Below are 15,256 nucleotides of genomic sequence, written 5' to 3' on the forward strand. Positions count from 1 at the left end.
GCCGCCCCCGGGACGGGGACGCGGCTTACGCCGAATGCCAAGAGTAGCCCCTCACCCTTTCGGCTGGCGCATCGCTACGCTCTGCGAGCCTCAAGCCCTCTCCCGCCGGGAGAGGGGTGGGTCAGGGCCGTCCCACCACCGCGTCCACCGAGCCGGTGGTGACCGGGTGATACCCAGGGCGGGCCTGGGCGTAGATGCGGGTGGCGATGGGGCGGCCCCAGTCGCCTTCGGCCCAGAGGCTGGTGAACAGCGGCAGGACGAATTTGCGGCGGCCCTGGGTCGTCAGGAAATGCTCCAGCGTCGGCACGGCGGGCTGATAGCGGTGCTGGACCGCGATCTGGAGCCAGGCGAAGACGACCTCGGCATTGCCCTCGGCCTTGAGGTTCAGGGTCGATTCCAGATCGGCCAGCTGCGCCGGGGTCAGCCAGTCGGCGCCCTCGGCGCGGCCCGCCGGACGGAAGGCGAGGAAGCGCTGTCGCTCCTGCGTCGACCAGCCGGCCCACGGAATGGCCGAGGCCGGACCGCCCGAGGTGAAGGCGCGGGCGGCGGCGTCCACCGGCTCGAAGGCGTGGGAGACCGGCGGGACCCAGTTGGACGGCATGCCCGGCTGGTAGATCCAGGCGTCCATCATCAGCTGACGCTCCAGCGCCTGATCGCCGTGGATCAGGTTGGCGCGGATGTCCTCGAGGAACAGCTCGGTGGTCATGGGGCGGAAGGCGTTGCGCTCGAAATAGCCCTTGAGCCAGGCGTCGAAGCGCTCGCGGCCGACGATGCGCTCGATGGTGCGCAGGAAGGCGGCGCCCTTTTCGTAGGCGATGTCGGTCAGGCCATCGTCGGGATCACGCCCGGTCAGGTCGATCTTCAGCCGGGTGTCGGCGGCCGGCAGGTCGGCCAGCGTCGATTGCAGGTCGCCCCAGCCGAGCGACTGCAGCATCAGGGCGCGCTCCTGACCATAGAGGGCCTCCATGATCCGGTTCTCGAAATAGACGGTGAAGCCCTCGTTGAGCCAGAAGTCGGCCCAGGTGGCGTTGGTCACCAGATTGCCCGACCAGCTGTGCGCCAGTTCGTGGGCGACCAGCGAGACCAGCGACTGGTCGCCGGCGATGATGGTCGGGGTGGCGAAGGTCAGGCGCGGGTTCTCCATGCCGCCGAACGGGAAGGAGGGCGGCAGGACCAGCAGGTCATAACGGCCCCAGCGGTAGGGGCCGTACAACTGCTCGGCCACATCAACCATGCGGGCGGTGGGGACCAGTTCGTCGTGGGCGGCGTGCAGGCGCGACGGCTCGGTCCAGACCCCGGTGCGGTGGTCGATGGCGGCGAAGTCCACGTCGCCGACGCCGATGGCGATCAGATAGGGCGGGACCGGATTGCTCATGCGGAAGGACCAGGCCTTGCCGCCCGCGACGCTTTCGCCCGAGGTGTTCAGGGTCTCGGCGCTCATGACGACCTTGAGGTCGGCCGGGGCGGTGATGCGGGCGTCCCAGGTCTGGCGGATGCCGGGGCTGTCCTGGGTCGGGACCCAGGTTCGGGTCAGGATCGCCTGCCCCTGGCTGAACATATAGGGGAGGCGGCCGCCGGCGGTCTGGGCCGGGGTCAGCCACTGGAGCGCCGCCGCGTCGGGGCGGGTGGCGTAGCGGATGACCAGCTTCTGGGTCGCGCCCGCGGCCAGGGCCGGGATGCGGACGGTCAGGGCCTGACCCAGGATCGGGTCATTGGCGCCGAGGCTGAACTGGAGCGGCGCTCCGGACGCGTCGGTGATGGACTGGATGTCGAGGTTGCGGGCGTCGAGGATGACCTCGGTCGCGCCGGGGACGCCCTGCACATCCAGCGTCGCCGTGCCCGACAGGGTCCTGGCGGTGAAGTCGGCGGTCAGGTCCAGCGAGACGTGGCGGACGTGGGCGATCTCGGGCCGCGCATGGGAGTGGATGTCGCGAACATACTGGATCGGCGCGGTGGCCGAGGCGGGCAGGGGCGGCATGTCCGAACCGGAGGCGTTCATCGTGGCGCACCCTCCCGTGGCGAGCGCTAGGGCGAGGGTGGAGACCAGACCGGCCGTACGGATCATTGAAGCACCTCTTTCAAGACGTGGCGGGACAACGCGCCGCCACGCCCGAAAGATCAAGAGCCTTGCGCTGAAGGGCGCGCGTGATGCGACCGGAAGAGGCGGCCCTTTTCGGCGAACAGGACGGCGGCCAGGGCCAGCAGGCCCATCAGGGTGAAGCCGACCAGCATGGGGGTGGCGGTGCCCGAGAACTGCTGGCCGATGGCGAAGCCGGCGATGGAGCCGAAGGTGGTGGACAGGAAGCCCTGGGCCGAGCTGGCCGTACCCGCGATATGGCCCATCTTCTCCATGGCCATGGCGCCGAAATTGCCGGCGATGAAGCCGAAGCAGAACATGGTCAGGCCCTGCAGGACGCCGAAGACCCAGAGGGTCTCGTAGCCGAGGGCCGAGACGGTCGCGTGGATCCCGGCCACGCTGATGAAGCCGATCAGGGCGGCGTGGGAGATCAGGCGGCTGCCGAAACGCTCGACGAAGGTGGCGTTCAGCAGGCTGGCGGCGGCGATGCCTCCGGCGACGGCGGCGAAGACCAGCGGGAACAGGTCGGCGGCGTGGAAGACGTGCTCGAAGATCGACTGGGACGAGTTCAGGAAGCCGAACAGGGCGCCGGTGATCGCCGTCATGGCCAGGGTGTAGCCGAGCGACTGACGCTCGGTCAGGGCCTGTTTGAAGGCGGCGGCGATGCGCGACGGCTGGATCGGCAGGCGATCTTCCGGATGCAGGGTCTCGGGCAGGCGGATGGCGGCCCATGCCATGACCAGCAGGCCCGCCGCAGCCAGCACGCCGAAGATCCATGGCCAGGGGGCGACGTGCAGGATGGCGGCGCCGAGGCTGGGGGCGATGATCGGCACGCCGAGGAAGACCAGGAAGCTGAGCGACATGACGCGGGCCATGGTGCGGCCCTCATAGCGGTCGCGCACGATGGAGACGGCCAGCACGCGCAGCGAGGCCGCGCCGACGCCGCAGCCGACGCGGGCGGCGATCAGCAGGTCGAAGGTCGGGGCCAGGGCGGCGGCGAGGGCGAACAGGGCGTAGACCCCGACACCGAACATCAGGACGGGCTTGCGACCGTAACGGTCAGCCAGCGGGCCGTAGAAGATCTGGGCGACGCCGAAGCCGAGCAGATAGGCGGTGATGATCCACTGGCGGTCGTTCTCGCGCAGCACGCCCAGGGCATTGCCGATGTCGGGCAGGGCCGGGAGCATGGAGTCGATGGCCAGGGCGTTGAGCGCCATCAGGCAGGCGATCAGGCAGACGAACTCGGGGAAGCCCGGTCCCTTGATGGCGGGCGCGGCGGTTTCAGACTGGGGGGAGGTCATCCGGGGCAGATGCGGCGCTGTGTCGCGAAGCGCAACCGCTGAAGGATGAAAAGTCTGCGACGCGCCCTATAAGGCGCCCATGAGCATCACGATCTTCCACAATCCGAACTGCGGCACCTCGCGCAATGTGCTGCAGATGATCCGCGATACGGGCGTCGAGCCCGAGATTGTCCAGTATGTGAAGGAAGGCTGGACGGCGGAGGGGCTGAAGGCCCTGTTCGCCGAGGCCGGGCTGACGCCGCGCGAGGCGATGCGGACCAAGGGGGAGCTGGCCGAGGGGCTGGGGCTGCTGAACGAAGGCACGTCCGATGCGACGATCCTGGCCGCCATGGTCGAGCATCCGGTGCTGGTGGAGCGGCCCTTCGTCCGGACACGGAAGGGTACGGTCCTGGCCCGCCCGAAGGAGAAGGTGCTGGAGGTTCTCTGAACCTCCGGCGGATGCTGCTGGTCCTTGCGAGTGATTATCGATATTAGCGGTCCCCTGTTTCTTCCGGACCCCGAGGATCGCCGCGTCGATGTCTGCTCGCCCCCGCCAGAGCGCGACGGCCAAGCCGGGCGGACGTCTGCTGCTGTACGGGCTGGTGACCACGGCGCATGTGGGCGGGCTGGCGCTGTTCGGCCTGCAGGCGGCGCCGGACGTGATCGGCGGGGCGGCGCCGGTGATCAATCTGAGCCTGATGCCGTCGCCACGCTTCGACTCGCCGACGCCGCCCGCCGCCGCGGCGCAGGCCGAGCGGAAGGCGGGCGGAGCGGCCCAGCCGCAGCCGGTGGCGGACCGCCCGCGCGCGCACCTGACCCCGGCGGTGTTTCCGGCGGCCTTCACCCTGCCTTCGCCCAGCCCGACGCCGCCGTCTGACCAGACGCGCCGGGCCGAGGACAGCCGGATCGAGGCGCCGGGACCGCCAGGAACCGGACAGGCGGGCGAGCGCGGGCAGGTGGACATGGACGCCTCGACGGGGGGCGCGACCCAGGGCGGGGGCGGTCAGTCGCTGGGCGCGGCTGCGGCGGCGGATGTCGACACCTATGCGGCCGAGCTGCTGGGCTGGATCGAGCGGCACAAGCGCCATCCGGGCGGAGCGCGCGGGGTGGTGACGGTCAGCTTCCAGCTGGACCGCCGGGGGCGGGTGCACCGGCTGCGTCTGGCGCGCTCCAGCGGACTGCGGGCGCTGGACCGGGCGGCGCTGGACCAGATCGCCAACACCCAGCCCTTCCCGCGTCCGGACGCAGGGGCCCGCTGGACGATGCGGGACTTCACCGTGAACATCGACTACCGCGCGGCGCGCGGCAGTTAGAGCGTTTCCAGATAGGCGACGAGGTCTTCGATCTCGTCCTCGGTCAGGTCGAGCGGCTGCAGCATCGGGTCGGTGACCGGGAACATGGGATCATTCTCGGCCCCGGCGGGACGGCGCGGATGGGCGCCCCCGGCGTTGTAGAAGCGGACAACCCCTTCGAAGAGCGGGAACAGGCCGTTGTGCATCCACGGGCCGGTGCGCGAGACGCCCAGCAGGCTGGGGGTGCGGAAGGCGCCGACGTCCTCGGGGCGACCGGTGACCCCGTAGCGACCGAGGTCCTCGTTCTGGCGTCCGTAGAAGGTCAGGCCGAGATTGTGGAAACGCCCGTCGCTGAAGGCCGGGCCGCTGTGGCAACTGGCGCAGGAAGCCTTGGTGCGGAACAGGTGCAGGCCGCGCAGTTGCTGATCGTTCAGCGCCCGGCGCTCGCCACCGATGAACCGACGCCAGCGACCCTGGCCCGGGCGCAGGCTGCGCTGGAACGAGGCCAGGGCCTTGGCGATGCGGTCGATGGTGACGCGGTCGTCGCCGAAGGCGGCGGTGAAGGCCTCGGCGTAGGACGGGTCGGCGGCGATGCGCGCCTCGATCACGGGCAGGGCGCCGGCCATCTCCAGCGGATCGACGATGGGGTGAAGGCTCTGGGCCTCCAGCGTCTCGGCGCGGCCATCCCAGAACAGCACCGGCAGCCAGGCGGCGGGGGCGACGGAGGGCGAGTTGCGCCTGCCGCGCTGGCGGTCGTGGCCGAACGAGGTGCGCAGGCCGTCGGCGAAACCCAGCTCGCGCGCATGGCAGGAGGCGCAGGCGATCTGGCCCGAGGCCGACAGTTTTGGGTCGTCGAACAGCCGCTGGCCCAGCGCCGCCTTCTCGGGCGTGGTCGGATTGTCGGCCGGGGCGACCGGCGGGGGCAGGGGACCGAACTCGGTGAAGACCGCGCCTTCCCTCAGCGTCGGGGCGGGCCAGGTCTCGGGCGCGCCGGCATAGGCGGCGCGGAGCTGCTCGACGGTGGGGTTGTCGGGCAGGACGGCGCGGGCCGGGACGTCCTCGGCGCGGACCCCGTCAAACGCCCAAGCCCCGGCGATCATACAGATCGCCAGGGCGGTTCCGGACGCGGCGTGGCGGACGAGGCGGCTCAATATTTGTACTTCACTCCGAACCAGGCGTTGCGGCCCAGCTGGTAGGGCTGGGTGCTGGAGACATAGTCGTCATTCAGCACCGCGTTGAAGACATTGTTGACCCGCGCCTCGACGGTCATCGTGCCGTAGGCGCTGCGGACGACCTCGGCCTCTACGAAGAGGTTGGCCTCGACCGAGCCGGACACCTCGACCTTGTCGAAGACGTCGTAGTTGGTCCCGCTGACGTTGATGTTCACCCCGGTGTCGGCGACGACCTTGTAGCCCTCGCGATAGCGGGCGTTGAGGTTGGTCGTGACGCGGCCGCCGAACCAGCTGGCGCCCCAGTCGGCGTTGAGGATGAAGGGGGAGGCGTAGTCCAGCAGCTGGTTGTCGGCGGTGGCCTGGAGCAGATCGACGACCTGACCCTGATAATAGACCATGCGGCCCGACAGCTCGATGTTGTCCGGGACGTCGAAGTATTCCAGGTTGCTGGCGTCGGTGTGCGAGAAGTCGGCGCTGAACGAGACGGCCTGGGTGGAGCCGATGGCGCGGGTGTATTCCAGCGTCAGGCCGCGATAGCTGCGCTCCCCCTCATTGGTGGCGTGGTAGACCGAGCGGGTCGCGGTCGTGCCGGTCTCGCGGTCATAGACCTCGGTGGTGCGGGGCGAGCTGGCGATCATGTCGCGGGTGTCGCGCAGCACCCCCTTGACCCGATAGTCGCCGCCGAGCCACGGCAGAACGCCGCTGACCGCCAGGGTGGCTTCGTCCGAATACGGCGTATCCAGTCCGAGGCCCGAGTAGCGGTTGCTGTCGGTGTGGTTGGTCAGGACCCAGTTGTCGCTCCAGCGGCGCTCGGTTCCGACGATGGTCGGGGTGCGGGTGAAGGTGCGGGTCACGCCCGCGCCCTCGCGCAGGGCGTAGCCGACGAAGCTGCGGTTATAGTAGCGGTTCAGGCCTGCGGTGACGGTCATCCCGGCGCCCGGAACCTCGCGCGACACCGACAGGCGCGGCGCGATGTTGTGGTTCTCCAGGAAACTCTCGTAGTCGTAGCGCAGGCCCGCGCGGACATCGAAGCCGGCCAGATCGAACTGGTACTCGCCCCACAGGGCGTAGCTGTCGAGGTTCGCCCGCGCGTCGAAGGCGCCGTACCGCAGCTGGGTGGTGAGAGCGTAGGAGCCGTTGCGGCAGGCCAGGCTTTCGCCGGTGGTGCAGACGGTGTTGACGCTGGCGTTGGTGGTCAGGTGGGAGATCAGATCCTGAGACCGGGCGCGCCGCGCCTCGACGTGACCGAAGTCGAACCCGGCGGACAGGTGGCCGGCGCCGAGCGGCTGGTCCCACTGGCCGGCCAGGGTGACCACGTCCTGCTGCTGGGTGAAGTCGCCCGCGGCGCCGATGGTGCAGCTGGACGCCGCCGAGCAGCCCGCCATGCCCGGCGCGCTGTTGGAGATGTTGAAGGTGCCGGACGGCGCCTGGCGGTCGTTGTCGGTGCCGGAGTAGGCGAGCTCGAGGTTCCAGATCGCCGGGCCGCGCTCGCCGTCCAGCCGGGCCTTGGCCACCAGGCCGCCGGCGTTTGAGAGGATGCGGTTGTTGTAGGCGGTGTTGGTCTGGCGGGCCTCGGCCTCATAGGGGGCGTAGGTGAGCAGGCCGGTGAACAGCAGGGTGTCGGACAGGTCGTACTCGCCTTTCAGCAGCCAGGTCTCCTTGGTGCTGGTCTGGCCGTAGGCGCCGTAGACGGCGTAGTTGGCCCCGGGGAAGTTGGTGACCGTGGCGGTGGTCCGGTTGTAGGCGGTCAGCAGGCGCAGGCGCGCGTTGACCGGCAGGTCGGCGCTGAAACCGAAGCGTTCCTTCTCGAACTCGGGCGTGTCGGGCGCCACGCCGCCGGGGAGGGCGTTACGGGCCACGTCGGAGACCTTGTACTCGGCCATGCCGTCGCTGGTCAGGCCGTAGAAGGCCTCCATGCCGAACACCGAGGAGGGCGCGCGGGTGGTGATCTCCACCACGCCGCCGGTGAAGTCGCCGTAGCGTGCCGAGATGTTGGAGTCGCGCACGACCAGGCTGCCGACCAGGCTCTGATCGACCCAGTGGGTCTGGGCCGAAGCGGCGGCCACGCCCGCGCCGGTGAAGTCGCCGGCGCCCGCGTCGCTGTCGTACATGTAGGAGTTCACGCCGACGCCATCGAGCGTGAAGCGGTTCTCATTCACCGAACCGCCCGAGATGGAGATGGTCTCGGGCCGCAGGTCCTGCAGGTCCTCGCGGGTGGCGTTGCCCGCCTCATTGCTGAACTGGATCGAGGGGACGATTCGCAGCAGGCTGTTCACGTCGCCCGAGCCGGGGGCGCGGGTGTGGACGGCCTCGCGGTTCAGGGTCGTGGTCCCGGACTCGCCGCCCGAGCCATAGACCGGCGCGGCGGGGGCGGCGGCCTTGTCATCCACCACCACGGTCGGGACGGCCTGATCCTGCGTCGGCTGCGGCGCGGATTGGGCGGCGGCGAGACCGGCATGGGCCAGCAGGGCGACGGCCGCCGCTGACGAAAGAAGATGACGCATGACCATGGTGTGCACCCCGCAACTGAACTGGGCGGGTGAGTTATCCGCGATAACGTGAATATGCAACTCATTATCAATGTCAGGCGACATTGAAGCGCGATTGAAGATTCCGCCCGGTTGCGACGGTCCGTCCGGACGGGATCAGGGTTGCGCGGCGGTCAGCTCTGCAGCCGGTAGCCGACGCCGGGTTCGGTGGAGATCCAGCGGGGCTGGGCGGGATCGGGCTCGAGCTTCTGGCGGAGCTGGCCGACGACGACGCGGAGGTACTGGGTGTCCGCCGCATGGGCCGCGCCCCAGACGGCGGTGAGCAGGTCCTTGTGGGTCAGCACCTTGCCCGCGGCGCGGGCCAGCTGGGCCAGGACGTCGTACTCCTTTGGCGTCAGGCGGACATGTTCGCCCGCGCGGGTGACCAGACGCCGCTCCAGATCGATGACCAGGTCGCCGACGGTGATGGGGCCGTGCGGCTGGTCCGTTCCGGCCTTGAGGCGCAGGGCGGCGCGCAGGCGGGCCAGCAGTTCGCCGACGCCGAAGGGCTTTTCGACATAGTCGTTGGCGCCGAGGTCCAGCGCCTCGATCTTCTCGGCCTCGCGGTCGCGGGCGGACAGGATGAGGATCGGCCCCTGATAGAATTCGCGGGCGCGGACCAGCACGTCCTTGCCGTCCATGTCAGGCAAGCCGAGGTCCAGAACCACGGCGTCCGGGTTCCACAGGGCGATGGCGCGCAGGCCCTCCTGACCGCTGTCCGCGCGCTTGGGATCGAAGCCGGCGGCGTCCAGGGCGGGGGACAGGAAACGGTGGATCTGGGCTTCGTCGTCGATGACCAGAATGGTGGTTCTAGAGGCGGACATTTGGCCCCTTCATAGCAGGTCGCGGTGGGTGGCGATGGCCTTGGGCAGGCTGATCAGCACGCGCGTGCCGTGGTCGTCCACGATGGGGCTGGCGGCGGCGATGCGGCCGTTCATGGCCTCGACGAAGCCCTTGGCGATGGCGAGGCCCAGTCCGGCGCCCTGGGTGCGGTCGGACGGCTCCTCCATGCGGCGGAATTTGTCGAACACCCGCTCCAGTTCTGGCGTCGGGATGCCCTTGCCCTCGTCCTCGATGGAGATGACGACCGAGCCGCGATCCTCATAGGCGGCCAGTTCGATGCGCGAGCCGTCGAGGCTGTAGGCGATGGCGTTTTCGAGGATGTTGACCACGGCCTGTTCCAGCAGCCCCTCATCGACCATGACCATGCTGAGGTCGGCGGGGAAGTCGCGGGTCAGGTCGCGGGCGCCGAGGCGGCGGCTGATCCGCTGGGCCGCGGCGTTGAGGACGTCGCGGACATCAGTCCAGTCGGACTTGATGTTCAGTCCGCCGCCTTCCAGCCGGGTCATGTCCAGCAGGTCGCCGACATAGCGGTTCAGGCGCTCGGCCTCCTCGCGGATGCTGAGCAGCAGGTCGGCGCGGACGTCGGGCTTCAGGGTGTCGCCGTAGTCGATCAGGGTGGTGGCCGAGCCCAGCACGGTCGAGAGCGGCGTGCGCAGGTCGTGGCTGACGGAGTTCATCAGGGCGCCGCGAAAGCGATCGGCGCGTTTGAGGGTCTCGGTCTCCAGCGCCTGCCCGGCCAGCTCGGCGCGCTCGATGGCGACCGCGCCCTGTCCGAGGATGGCCAGCGCCAGACGCTCCTCGTCCGAGCCGGGGGCGAGGGCGTCCGCCTCGATGCCCGCGACGCCGGAGCGGCCGCGCACCCCCTGCAGGGGGCGGAAGGTCCAGCTGGTCTGGGGCAGGGTGCCGGTTCCGTGGCCGGCGGGCTCGCCCTTCTCCCAGGCCCAGCGGGCGGCGGCCATGGCGGCGGCGCCGAGCTGGAGCGGCGGTTCGACCACGGGGGCGGAAGCGGCGACGGCGAGGTCCTCGCCCTCGGGCAGCAGGACGACGGCCTTGGCCCCGGCGGCGGCGCTGGCCTGTTCGGCGAGGGCGCGGGCCGTGGCGCGGGCGTCCTCGGCGCCGGACAGGGTCTGGCTGGCGGCGAGCAGGGCGGAGACGGCGGAGGCGCGGCGCTGGGCCCGGCTGACCTGTTCGCGCACCCGCCCGGCGAGGGCGCCGGTGGTCAGGGCGACGGCCCAGAAGAGGACGAGGGTCAGCAGGTCGGTCGGGGAGCCGATGGCGAAGCTGTAGAGCGGTCGCAGGAAGAGGAAGTTGTAGACGAGGAAGGCCGCCGTCGCCGCCGCCAGGGCGGGGCGCAGGCCGTGCAGCACCCCCGCGCAGACCACGGCGGCGAGGTAGATGACGCCCAGGTCGACGCGCTCGAAACTCTGGTCCAGCAGCAGGCCCAGCCCGGTCGCGACGGCGACGAGGGCGAGGCCGACAGCGTAACCGGTCCAGCCCCTGTGAGAGGCCGTGGGCCAGCGCAGGGCGGGGCGTTCGGGCGGGCTGGCGTCGGTGATGATGTGGACGGCGGCGCCTTCGGAGGCGCGCAGCAGCTCAACGGCCAGCGAGCGGCCGAGGAAGGCGCTGAAGCGGTTCTCGCGGCCGCGCGCCAGCACGATCTGGGTGATGTTGTTGCGGCGGACGTGGTCCATGACCGCACGCACCACGTCGTCGCCGCTGAGGCGGACGCTGCCGCCGCCGAGCTGTTCGGCCAGTTGGGCGGCTTCGGACAGGCGGGCGGAGGCGACGGCGTCGGGCGCGCCGGCGCTGGGGCGGTCGACGTGGGCGACGGTCCAGGGCGCGTCCATCATCATGTCGGACAGGCGTCGCCCGGTGCGGACGAGGGTGGCGGCCATGGCGTCGCCGCCGACGAGGACGAGGATGCGTTCGCCCGCCGCCCATGGCCCCTCGACCCCCTTCTCGCGCAGGGCGGCGACCAGCTGGTCGTCCACCGTCTGGGCGGCGCGGCGCAGGGCCAGCTCGCGCAGGGCGGTCAGGTTCTCGACCTTGAAGAAATTCTCGGACGCCAGCCGGGCGGTCTCGGGGACGTAGACCTTGCCCTCGCCCAGCCGCTTGCGCAGCTCGTCGGGGGTGATGTCGATGACCTCGATGTCGTCGGCGCGGCTGAGGGCGCTGTCGGGCACCGCCTCGCGCTGGCGCACGCCGGTGATGCGCAGGACGACGTCGGACAGGCTCTCCAGATGCTGGACGTTCAGGGTGGTCCAGACGTCGATCCCGGCGTCGAGGATCTCCTCCACATCCTGCCAGCGCTTGGGATGGCGAGAGCCGGGGGCGTTGGAGTGGGCGTATTCGTCGACCAGCAGCAGGTCGGGGCGCCGGGCGATGGCGCCGTCGATGTCGAACTCCATCAGGGCGCGGCCCCGATAGTCGATGGGCTGACGGGCCATGACCTCCAGCCCGCGCAGCAGGCTTTCGGTCTCGCGGCGGCCGTGGGTCTCGACCACCCCGACCACGACGTCGCCGCCCTCGGCCTTCCGGCGGCGGGCGGCGCGCAGCATCTCATAGGTCTTCCCGACGCCGGGCGACATGCCCAGAAACACCTTCAGCCGCCCGCGTTTCCGACGGGCGGCTGGCGATGCGGACGGGTCAGGTCCGGGGTCGGTCAAGGTCGGGGCAGCTCCGCATCAAGGGCGCGATTGGTCATCAGCACATTCAGATGGGGCTGGCCGACGAAGCCGAACAGGGGCTGTTCGACATGCCGCTCGATGATGCGCTGGACCTGATCCACGGAGACGCCCCGGGCCGTCGCGATGCGCTGGGCCTGGAGCCGAGCGTAGGCCGGAGAAATGTCCGGGTCGAGGCCCGAGCCGGAGGCGGTGACGGCGTCGGCGGGGATGGTCCCGGCGCCGTCCTCGGCCCGGACCGCTGCGGCGCGCTCGGCCACAGCGCTCTTCAGGTCCGGGTTCAGCGGTCCGAGGTTGGAGCCGGAGGAGGCGGAGGCGTCGTAGCCGTCGCCCGCCGCCGAAGGGCGGGGATGCAGGTAGCGGGCCTCGGCGAAGGGCTGACCGATCAGGGCCGAGCCGCGCACCGTGCCGTCCCGGTCGCGGATCAGGCTGCCATTCGCCTGATCCGGGAAGGCGGCCTGGGCGACGCCGGTGACCGCCAGCGGATAGGCGGCCCCCAGCACCAGGGTGAACAGCCCGGTCATCACAAGGGCCGGACGCAGGTGGGAGATCATGGCTCCGCTCCTCAGAAGGTCGCCTTCAGCGAGGCCACGGCGCGGGCGCCGTAGGCTTCACCGAAGTCGTGCTGGTCGGTGTCGTGGTAGCGGACGTCGAGCGCCAGATGGTCGGTCAGGGCGAAGGCCACGCCCGCGTTCCAGGTGGTGTAGTCGAGGTCCGACGACACCCACTGGCGACCCACGGCGCCCGAGACGGTCCAGCGGTCGGCGGGGGCGAAGGCGGCGTTGGCCTCCAGGTAGGTCGCCTCGTCCTCCGACGCGCCGAAGAAGTCCGGAGACCAGTAGGCCGCGACGCCGAGGGTGGCCGGGCCGACGGCGCGGGAGGCGGCGGCTTTCAGCTCGACATAGTCATAGTCCGCCCCGTCCGGCTGGCCGGTGTAGAGATAGGCGACGCCGCCCAGATCGACGGCCCAGCCCGACAGCTCCGAGCGCCAGCCGCCGTAGACATCGACCTCGGCGTCCGTGTCGTCGCCGAAGTCGACGTTCGAGGCCCAGCCCCCGGCGTAGAAGTCGCCGAAGGTCGCATCGACGCCCGCCGAGATCGCCGGGTTCTCGCGAGTCTGGCTGACGCCCCGGAAGACGTAGTCGGAGGTGACGGCGACGTTTCCGGTCACGTCCTGGGCCTTGGCCTGGCTGCAGAAGCCGACGCCGGCGAGGAGAGCCAGGCAGGCGATGGCGAAGACGGCGTCGTTGCGGCCGGTGGCTTTGAATGAGGGTTTGCGGTTCATTTCAGGTGTCCTTTCAGGATCAGGCCAGGCCGAGGCCGGTGATCACAATGTCGATGAGCTTGATGCCGATGAAGGGCGCGACGAGACCGCCGAGGCCGTAGATCAGCAGGTTGCGGCCCAGCAGCTTCCCGGCGCCGACGGCGCGGTATTTGACCCCGCGCAGGGCCAGCGGGATCAGGGCCACGATGACCAGGGCGTTGAAGATCACCGCCGACAGGATCGCGCTTTCGGGCGAGCCGAGCCGCATGATGTTCAGCGCGCCGAGCGAGGGCAGGGCGACCACGAACATCGCCGGGATGATGGCGAAATACTTGGCCACGTCGTTGGCGATGGAGAAGGTGGTCAGCGCCCCTCGGGTAATGAGAAGTTGCTTCCCGACCTCGACGATCTCGATGACCTTGGTCGGGTCGCTGTCGAGGTCGACCATGTTGCCCGCCTCCCGGGCGGCCTGGGCGCCGGTCTGCATGGCCACGCCGACGTCGGCCTGGGCGAGGGCGGGGGCGTCGTTGGCGCCGTCGCCGCACATGGCGACCAGACGGCCCTTGGACTGCTCGGCCTTGATCAGCCGCATCTTGTCCTCGGGCGTAGCCTCGGCGAGGTAGTCGTCGACCCCGGCCTCCGAGGCGATGGCCGCCGCCGTGACCGGGTTGTCGCCGGTGATCATCACGGTGCGCAGCCCCATCAGGCGCAGTTCGGCGAAGCGCTCCTTCACGCCCGGCTTGACCACGTCCTTGAGGTGGATGACGCCGACAAGCGCGCCGTTCTCGGTGACCGCCAAAGGGGTGCCGCCCGAGCGGGCGATGCGGTCCACGGCGGAGCGGAACTCGGCCGGGGCCGAGGCCTCGTCCAGGTTCAGCGATTTGAGCACCGCATCGACCGCGCCCTTGCGCCAGCTGTCCTGGCCCGCGTCGAGGCCCGACTGGCGGGTGACGGCGGAGAAGGCGATGGCTTTCGAGCCGACCGGCTGCTCGACCACGATCCCGGCGTTGCGGCCCAATTCGATGATGGAGCGGCCCTCGGGCGTCTCGTCGGCCAGGGAGGCGGTGACGGCGGCGCGAAGGGCGACTTCCGGACGGACGCCGGGGACCGGGATCACCTCGGTGGCCATGCGGTTGCCGAAGGTGATGGTGCCGGTCTTGTCGAGCAGCAGGGTGTCGACGTCGCCCGCGGCCTCGACCGCGCGGCCTGAGGTGGCCAGCACATTGACCTTGAGCAGACGGTCCATGCCCGCGATCCCGACGGCCGACAGCAGTCCCCCGATGGTCGTCGGGATCAGGGTGATGAACAGGGCGCCCAGAACGATGGGGTCCAGCTTCACGCCCGAATAGGCGCCGAGGCCCAGCAGGGTCACGACCGCGATCAGGAAGACCAGGGTCAGGCCCGCCAGCAGGACGGACAGGGCGAGTTCGTTCGGCGTCTTGCGACGGTTGGCGCCCTCGACCATGGCGATCATGCGGTCGAGGAAGGTCGAGCCCGGCGCCGAGGTGATGCGCACCTTGATCCAGTCGGAAACGACCGTGGTGCCGCCGGTGACGGCCGACCGGTCGCCGCCGCTTTCCCGGATAACCGGGGCGCTTTCGCCGGTGATGGCGGCCTCGTTGACCGAGGCGACGCCCTCGATGATCTCGCCGTCCGAGGCGATCACGTCGCCCGCCTCAACCAGGATCACCGAACCGACGACCAGCTCGTGCGCCGGGGTGGGGACGATGGCGCCGGTCTTCGGATCGACGATCAGTTTGGCTTTCGTCGTGACGCGGGTGGCGCGCAGGGAGTCCGCGGCCGCCTTGCCCCGCCCTTCGGCGACGCTTTCGGCCATGTTGGCGAACAGGACGGTGGCCCAGAGCCACAGCGCCAGTTGCACCGCGAAGCCCGCCGACTGGCCCGCCGCCACCGCCGCGACCGCCGAAACGGTCGCCAGCAGGGCCACGATCCAGGTGGCGAAGATGACCGGATTGCGCAGCAGTTTGCGCGGATCCAGCTTGATGAAGGCGTCGCCGAGCGCGCGGCCCAGCATGGCGCCGTTGAGCCCTCCCGCGAGGGGCGCCGGACGGGCCTTGCCGCCCGGCAGTTCAGGATTTGCGAAGGTCATGGGAAT

11 protein-coding genes are annotated in these 15,256 nt (G+C 70.3%); 2 read left to right on the plus strand and 9 right to left on the minus strand.

Annotated features, from left to right (window positions below; translation table 11 throughout):
* Window positions 1–121 precede the first annotated feature (121 nt).
* On the minus strand, window positions 122–2,065 hold the full coding sequence (locus ACTIEF_RS12580; protein ID WP_439472483.1) for a M1 family metallopeptidase: 1,944 nt from the start codon (window positions 2,063–2,065) through the stop codon (window positions 122–124).
* Between the two features lie 53 nt (window positions 2,066–2,118).
* Window positions 2,119–3,378 carry a multidrug effflux MFS transporter gene (locus ACTIEF_RS12585; RefSeq protein ID WP_439472484.1) on the minus strand — a complete coding sequence of 420 codons (1,260 nt, stop codon included), beginning with the start codon at window positions 3,376–3,378 and terminating at the stop codon, window positions 2,119–2,121.
* A gap of 79 nt (window positions 3,379–3,457) precedes the next feature.
* Here ACTIEF_RS12585 and arsC point away from each other — a divergent pair, with 79 nt between their 5' ends.
* Window positions 3,458–3,805, plus strand: coding sequence for an arsenate reductase (glutaredoxin) (gene arsC / locus ACTIEF_RS12590; protein WP_439472485.1), 348 nt, complete (start codon window positions 3,458–3,460; stop codon window positions 3,803–3,805).
* Window positions 3,806–3,893: 88 nt separating this feature from the next.
* Window positions 3,894–4,670 carry an energy transducer TonB family protein gene (locus ACTIEF_RS12595; RefSeq protein ID WP_439472486.1) on the plus strand — a complete coding sequence of 259 codons (777 nt, stop codon included), beginning with the start codon at window positions 3,894–3,896 and terminating at the stop codon, window positions 4,668–4,670.
* Here ACTIEF_RS12595 and ACTIEF_RS12600 read toward each other — a convergent pair.
* The 7 genes from ACTIEF_RS12600 to kdpB form a co-directional block, all read right to left on the minus strand.
* On the minus strand, window positions 4,667–5,800 hold the full coding sequence (locus ACTIEF_RS12600) for a cytochrome-c peroxidase (protein WP_439472487.1): 1,134 nt from the start codon (window positions 5,798–5,800) through the stop codon (window positions 4,667–4,669). The genes ACTIEF_RS12595 and ACTIEF_RS12600 overlap by 4 nt on opposite strands.
* Window positions 5,797–8,325, minus strand: a complete 2,529-nt coding sequence (locus ACTIEF_RS12605; protein WP_439472488.1) for a hypothetical protein — start codon at window positions 8,323–8,325, stop codon at window positions 5,797–5,799. The genes ACTIEF_RS12600 and ACTIEF_RS12605 overlap by 4 nt, the downstream gene beginning before the upstream one ends.
* A 158-nt stretch (window positions 8,326–8,483) precedes the next feature.
* A complete protein-coding gene (locus ACTIEF_RS12610; protein ID WP_439472489.1) occupies window positions 8,484–9,173 on the minus strand; it encodes a winged helix-turn-helix domain-containing protein in 690 nt (229 codons plus the stop codon).
* Between the two features lie 9 nt (window positions 9,174–9,182).
* A complete protein-coding gene (locus tag ACTIEF_RS12615; RefSeq protein WP_439472490.1) occupies window positions 9,183–11,858 on the minus strand; it encodes a DUF4118 domain-containing protein in 2,676 nt (891 codons plus the stop codon).
* Window positions 11,855–12,430 carry a K(+)-transporting ATPase subunit C gene (gene kdpC / locus ACTIEF_RS12620; RefSeq protein WP_439472491.1) on the minus strand — a complete coding sequence of 192 codons (576 nt, stop codon included), beginning with the start codon at window positions 12,428–12,430 and terminating at the stop codon, window positions 11,855–11,857. The genes ACTIEF_RS12615 and kdpC overlap by 4 nt, the downstream gene beginning before the upstream one ends.
* 11 nt (window positions 12,431–12,441) lie before the next feature.
* Entirely contained in the window at window positions 12,442–13,161 is a 720-nt protein-coding gene (locus tag ACTIEF_RS12625; RefSeq protein ID WP_439472492.1) for a TorF family putative porin, read from the minus strand.
* 19 nt (window positions 13,162–13,180) lie between these two features.
* Window positions 13,181–15,250 carry a potassium-transporting ATPase subunit KdpB gene (gene kdpB / locus ACTIEF_RS12630; protein ID WP_439472493.1) on the minus strand — a complete coding sequence of 690 codons (2,070 nt, stop codon included), beginning with the start codon at window positions 15,248–15,250 and terminating at the stop codon, window positions 13,181–13,183.
* Window positions 15,251–15,256 lie beyond the last annotated feature (6 nt).

This window comes from Brevundimonas sp. (assembly GCF_051858995.1).
GTDB lineage: Bacteria > Pseudomonadota > Alphaproteobacteria > Caulobacterales > Caulobacteraceae > Brevundimonas.

Excerpts from the sequence above, each read along its gene's own strand:
- ACTIEF_RS12580 (WP_439472483.1), bottom strand. The coding sequence starts at position 2,065 with ATGATCCGTACGGCCGGTCTGGTCTCCACCCTCGCCCTAGCGCTCGCC.
- ACTIEF_RS12585 (WP_439472484.1), bottom strand. The coding sequence starts at position 3,378 with ATGACCTCCCCCCAGTCTGAAACCGCCGCGCCCGCCATCAAGGGACCG.
- arsC (WP_439472485.1), top strand. The coding sequence starts at position 3,458 with ATGAGCATCACGATCTTCCACAATCCGAACTGCGGCACCTCGCGCAAT.
- ACTIEF_RS12595 (WP_439472486.1), top strand. The coding sequence starts at position 3,894 with ATGTCTGCTCGCCCCCGCCAGAGCGCGACGGCCAAGCCGGGCGGACGT.
- ACTIEF_RS12605 (WP_439472488.1), bottom strand. The coding sequence starts at position 8,325 with ATGCGTCATCTTCTTTCGTCAGCGGCGGCCGTCGCCCTGCTGGCCCAT.
- ACTIEF_RS12610 (WP_439472489.1), bottom strand. The coding sequence starts at position 9,173 with ATGTCCGCCTCTAGAACCACCATTCTGGTCATCGACGACGAAGCCCAG.
- kdpC (WP_439472491.1), bottom strand. The coding sequence starts at position 12,430 with ATGATCTCCCACCTGCGTCCGGCCCTTGTGATGACCGGGCTGTTCACC.
- ACTIEF_RS12625 (WP_439472492.1), bottom strand. The coding sequence starts at position 13,161 with ATGAACCGCAAACCCTCATTCAAAGCCACCGGCCGCAACGACGCCGTC.
- kdpB (WP_439472493.1), bottom strand. The coding sequence starts at position 15,250 with ATGACCTTCGCAAATCCTGAACTGCCGGGCGGCAAGGCCCGTCCGGCG.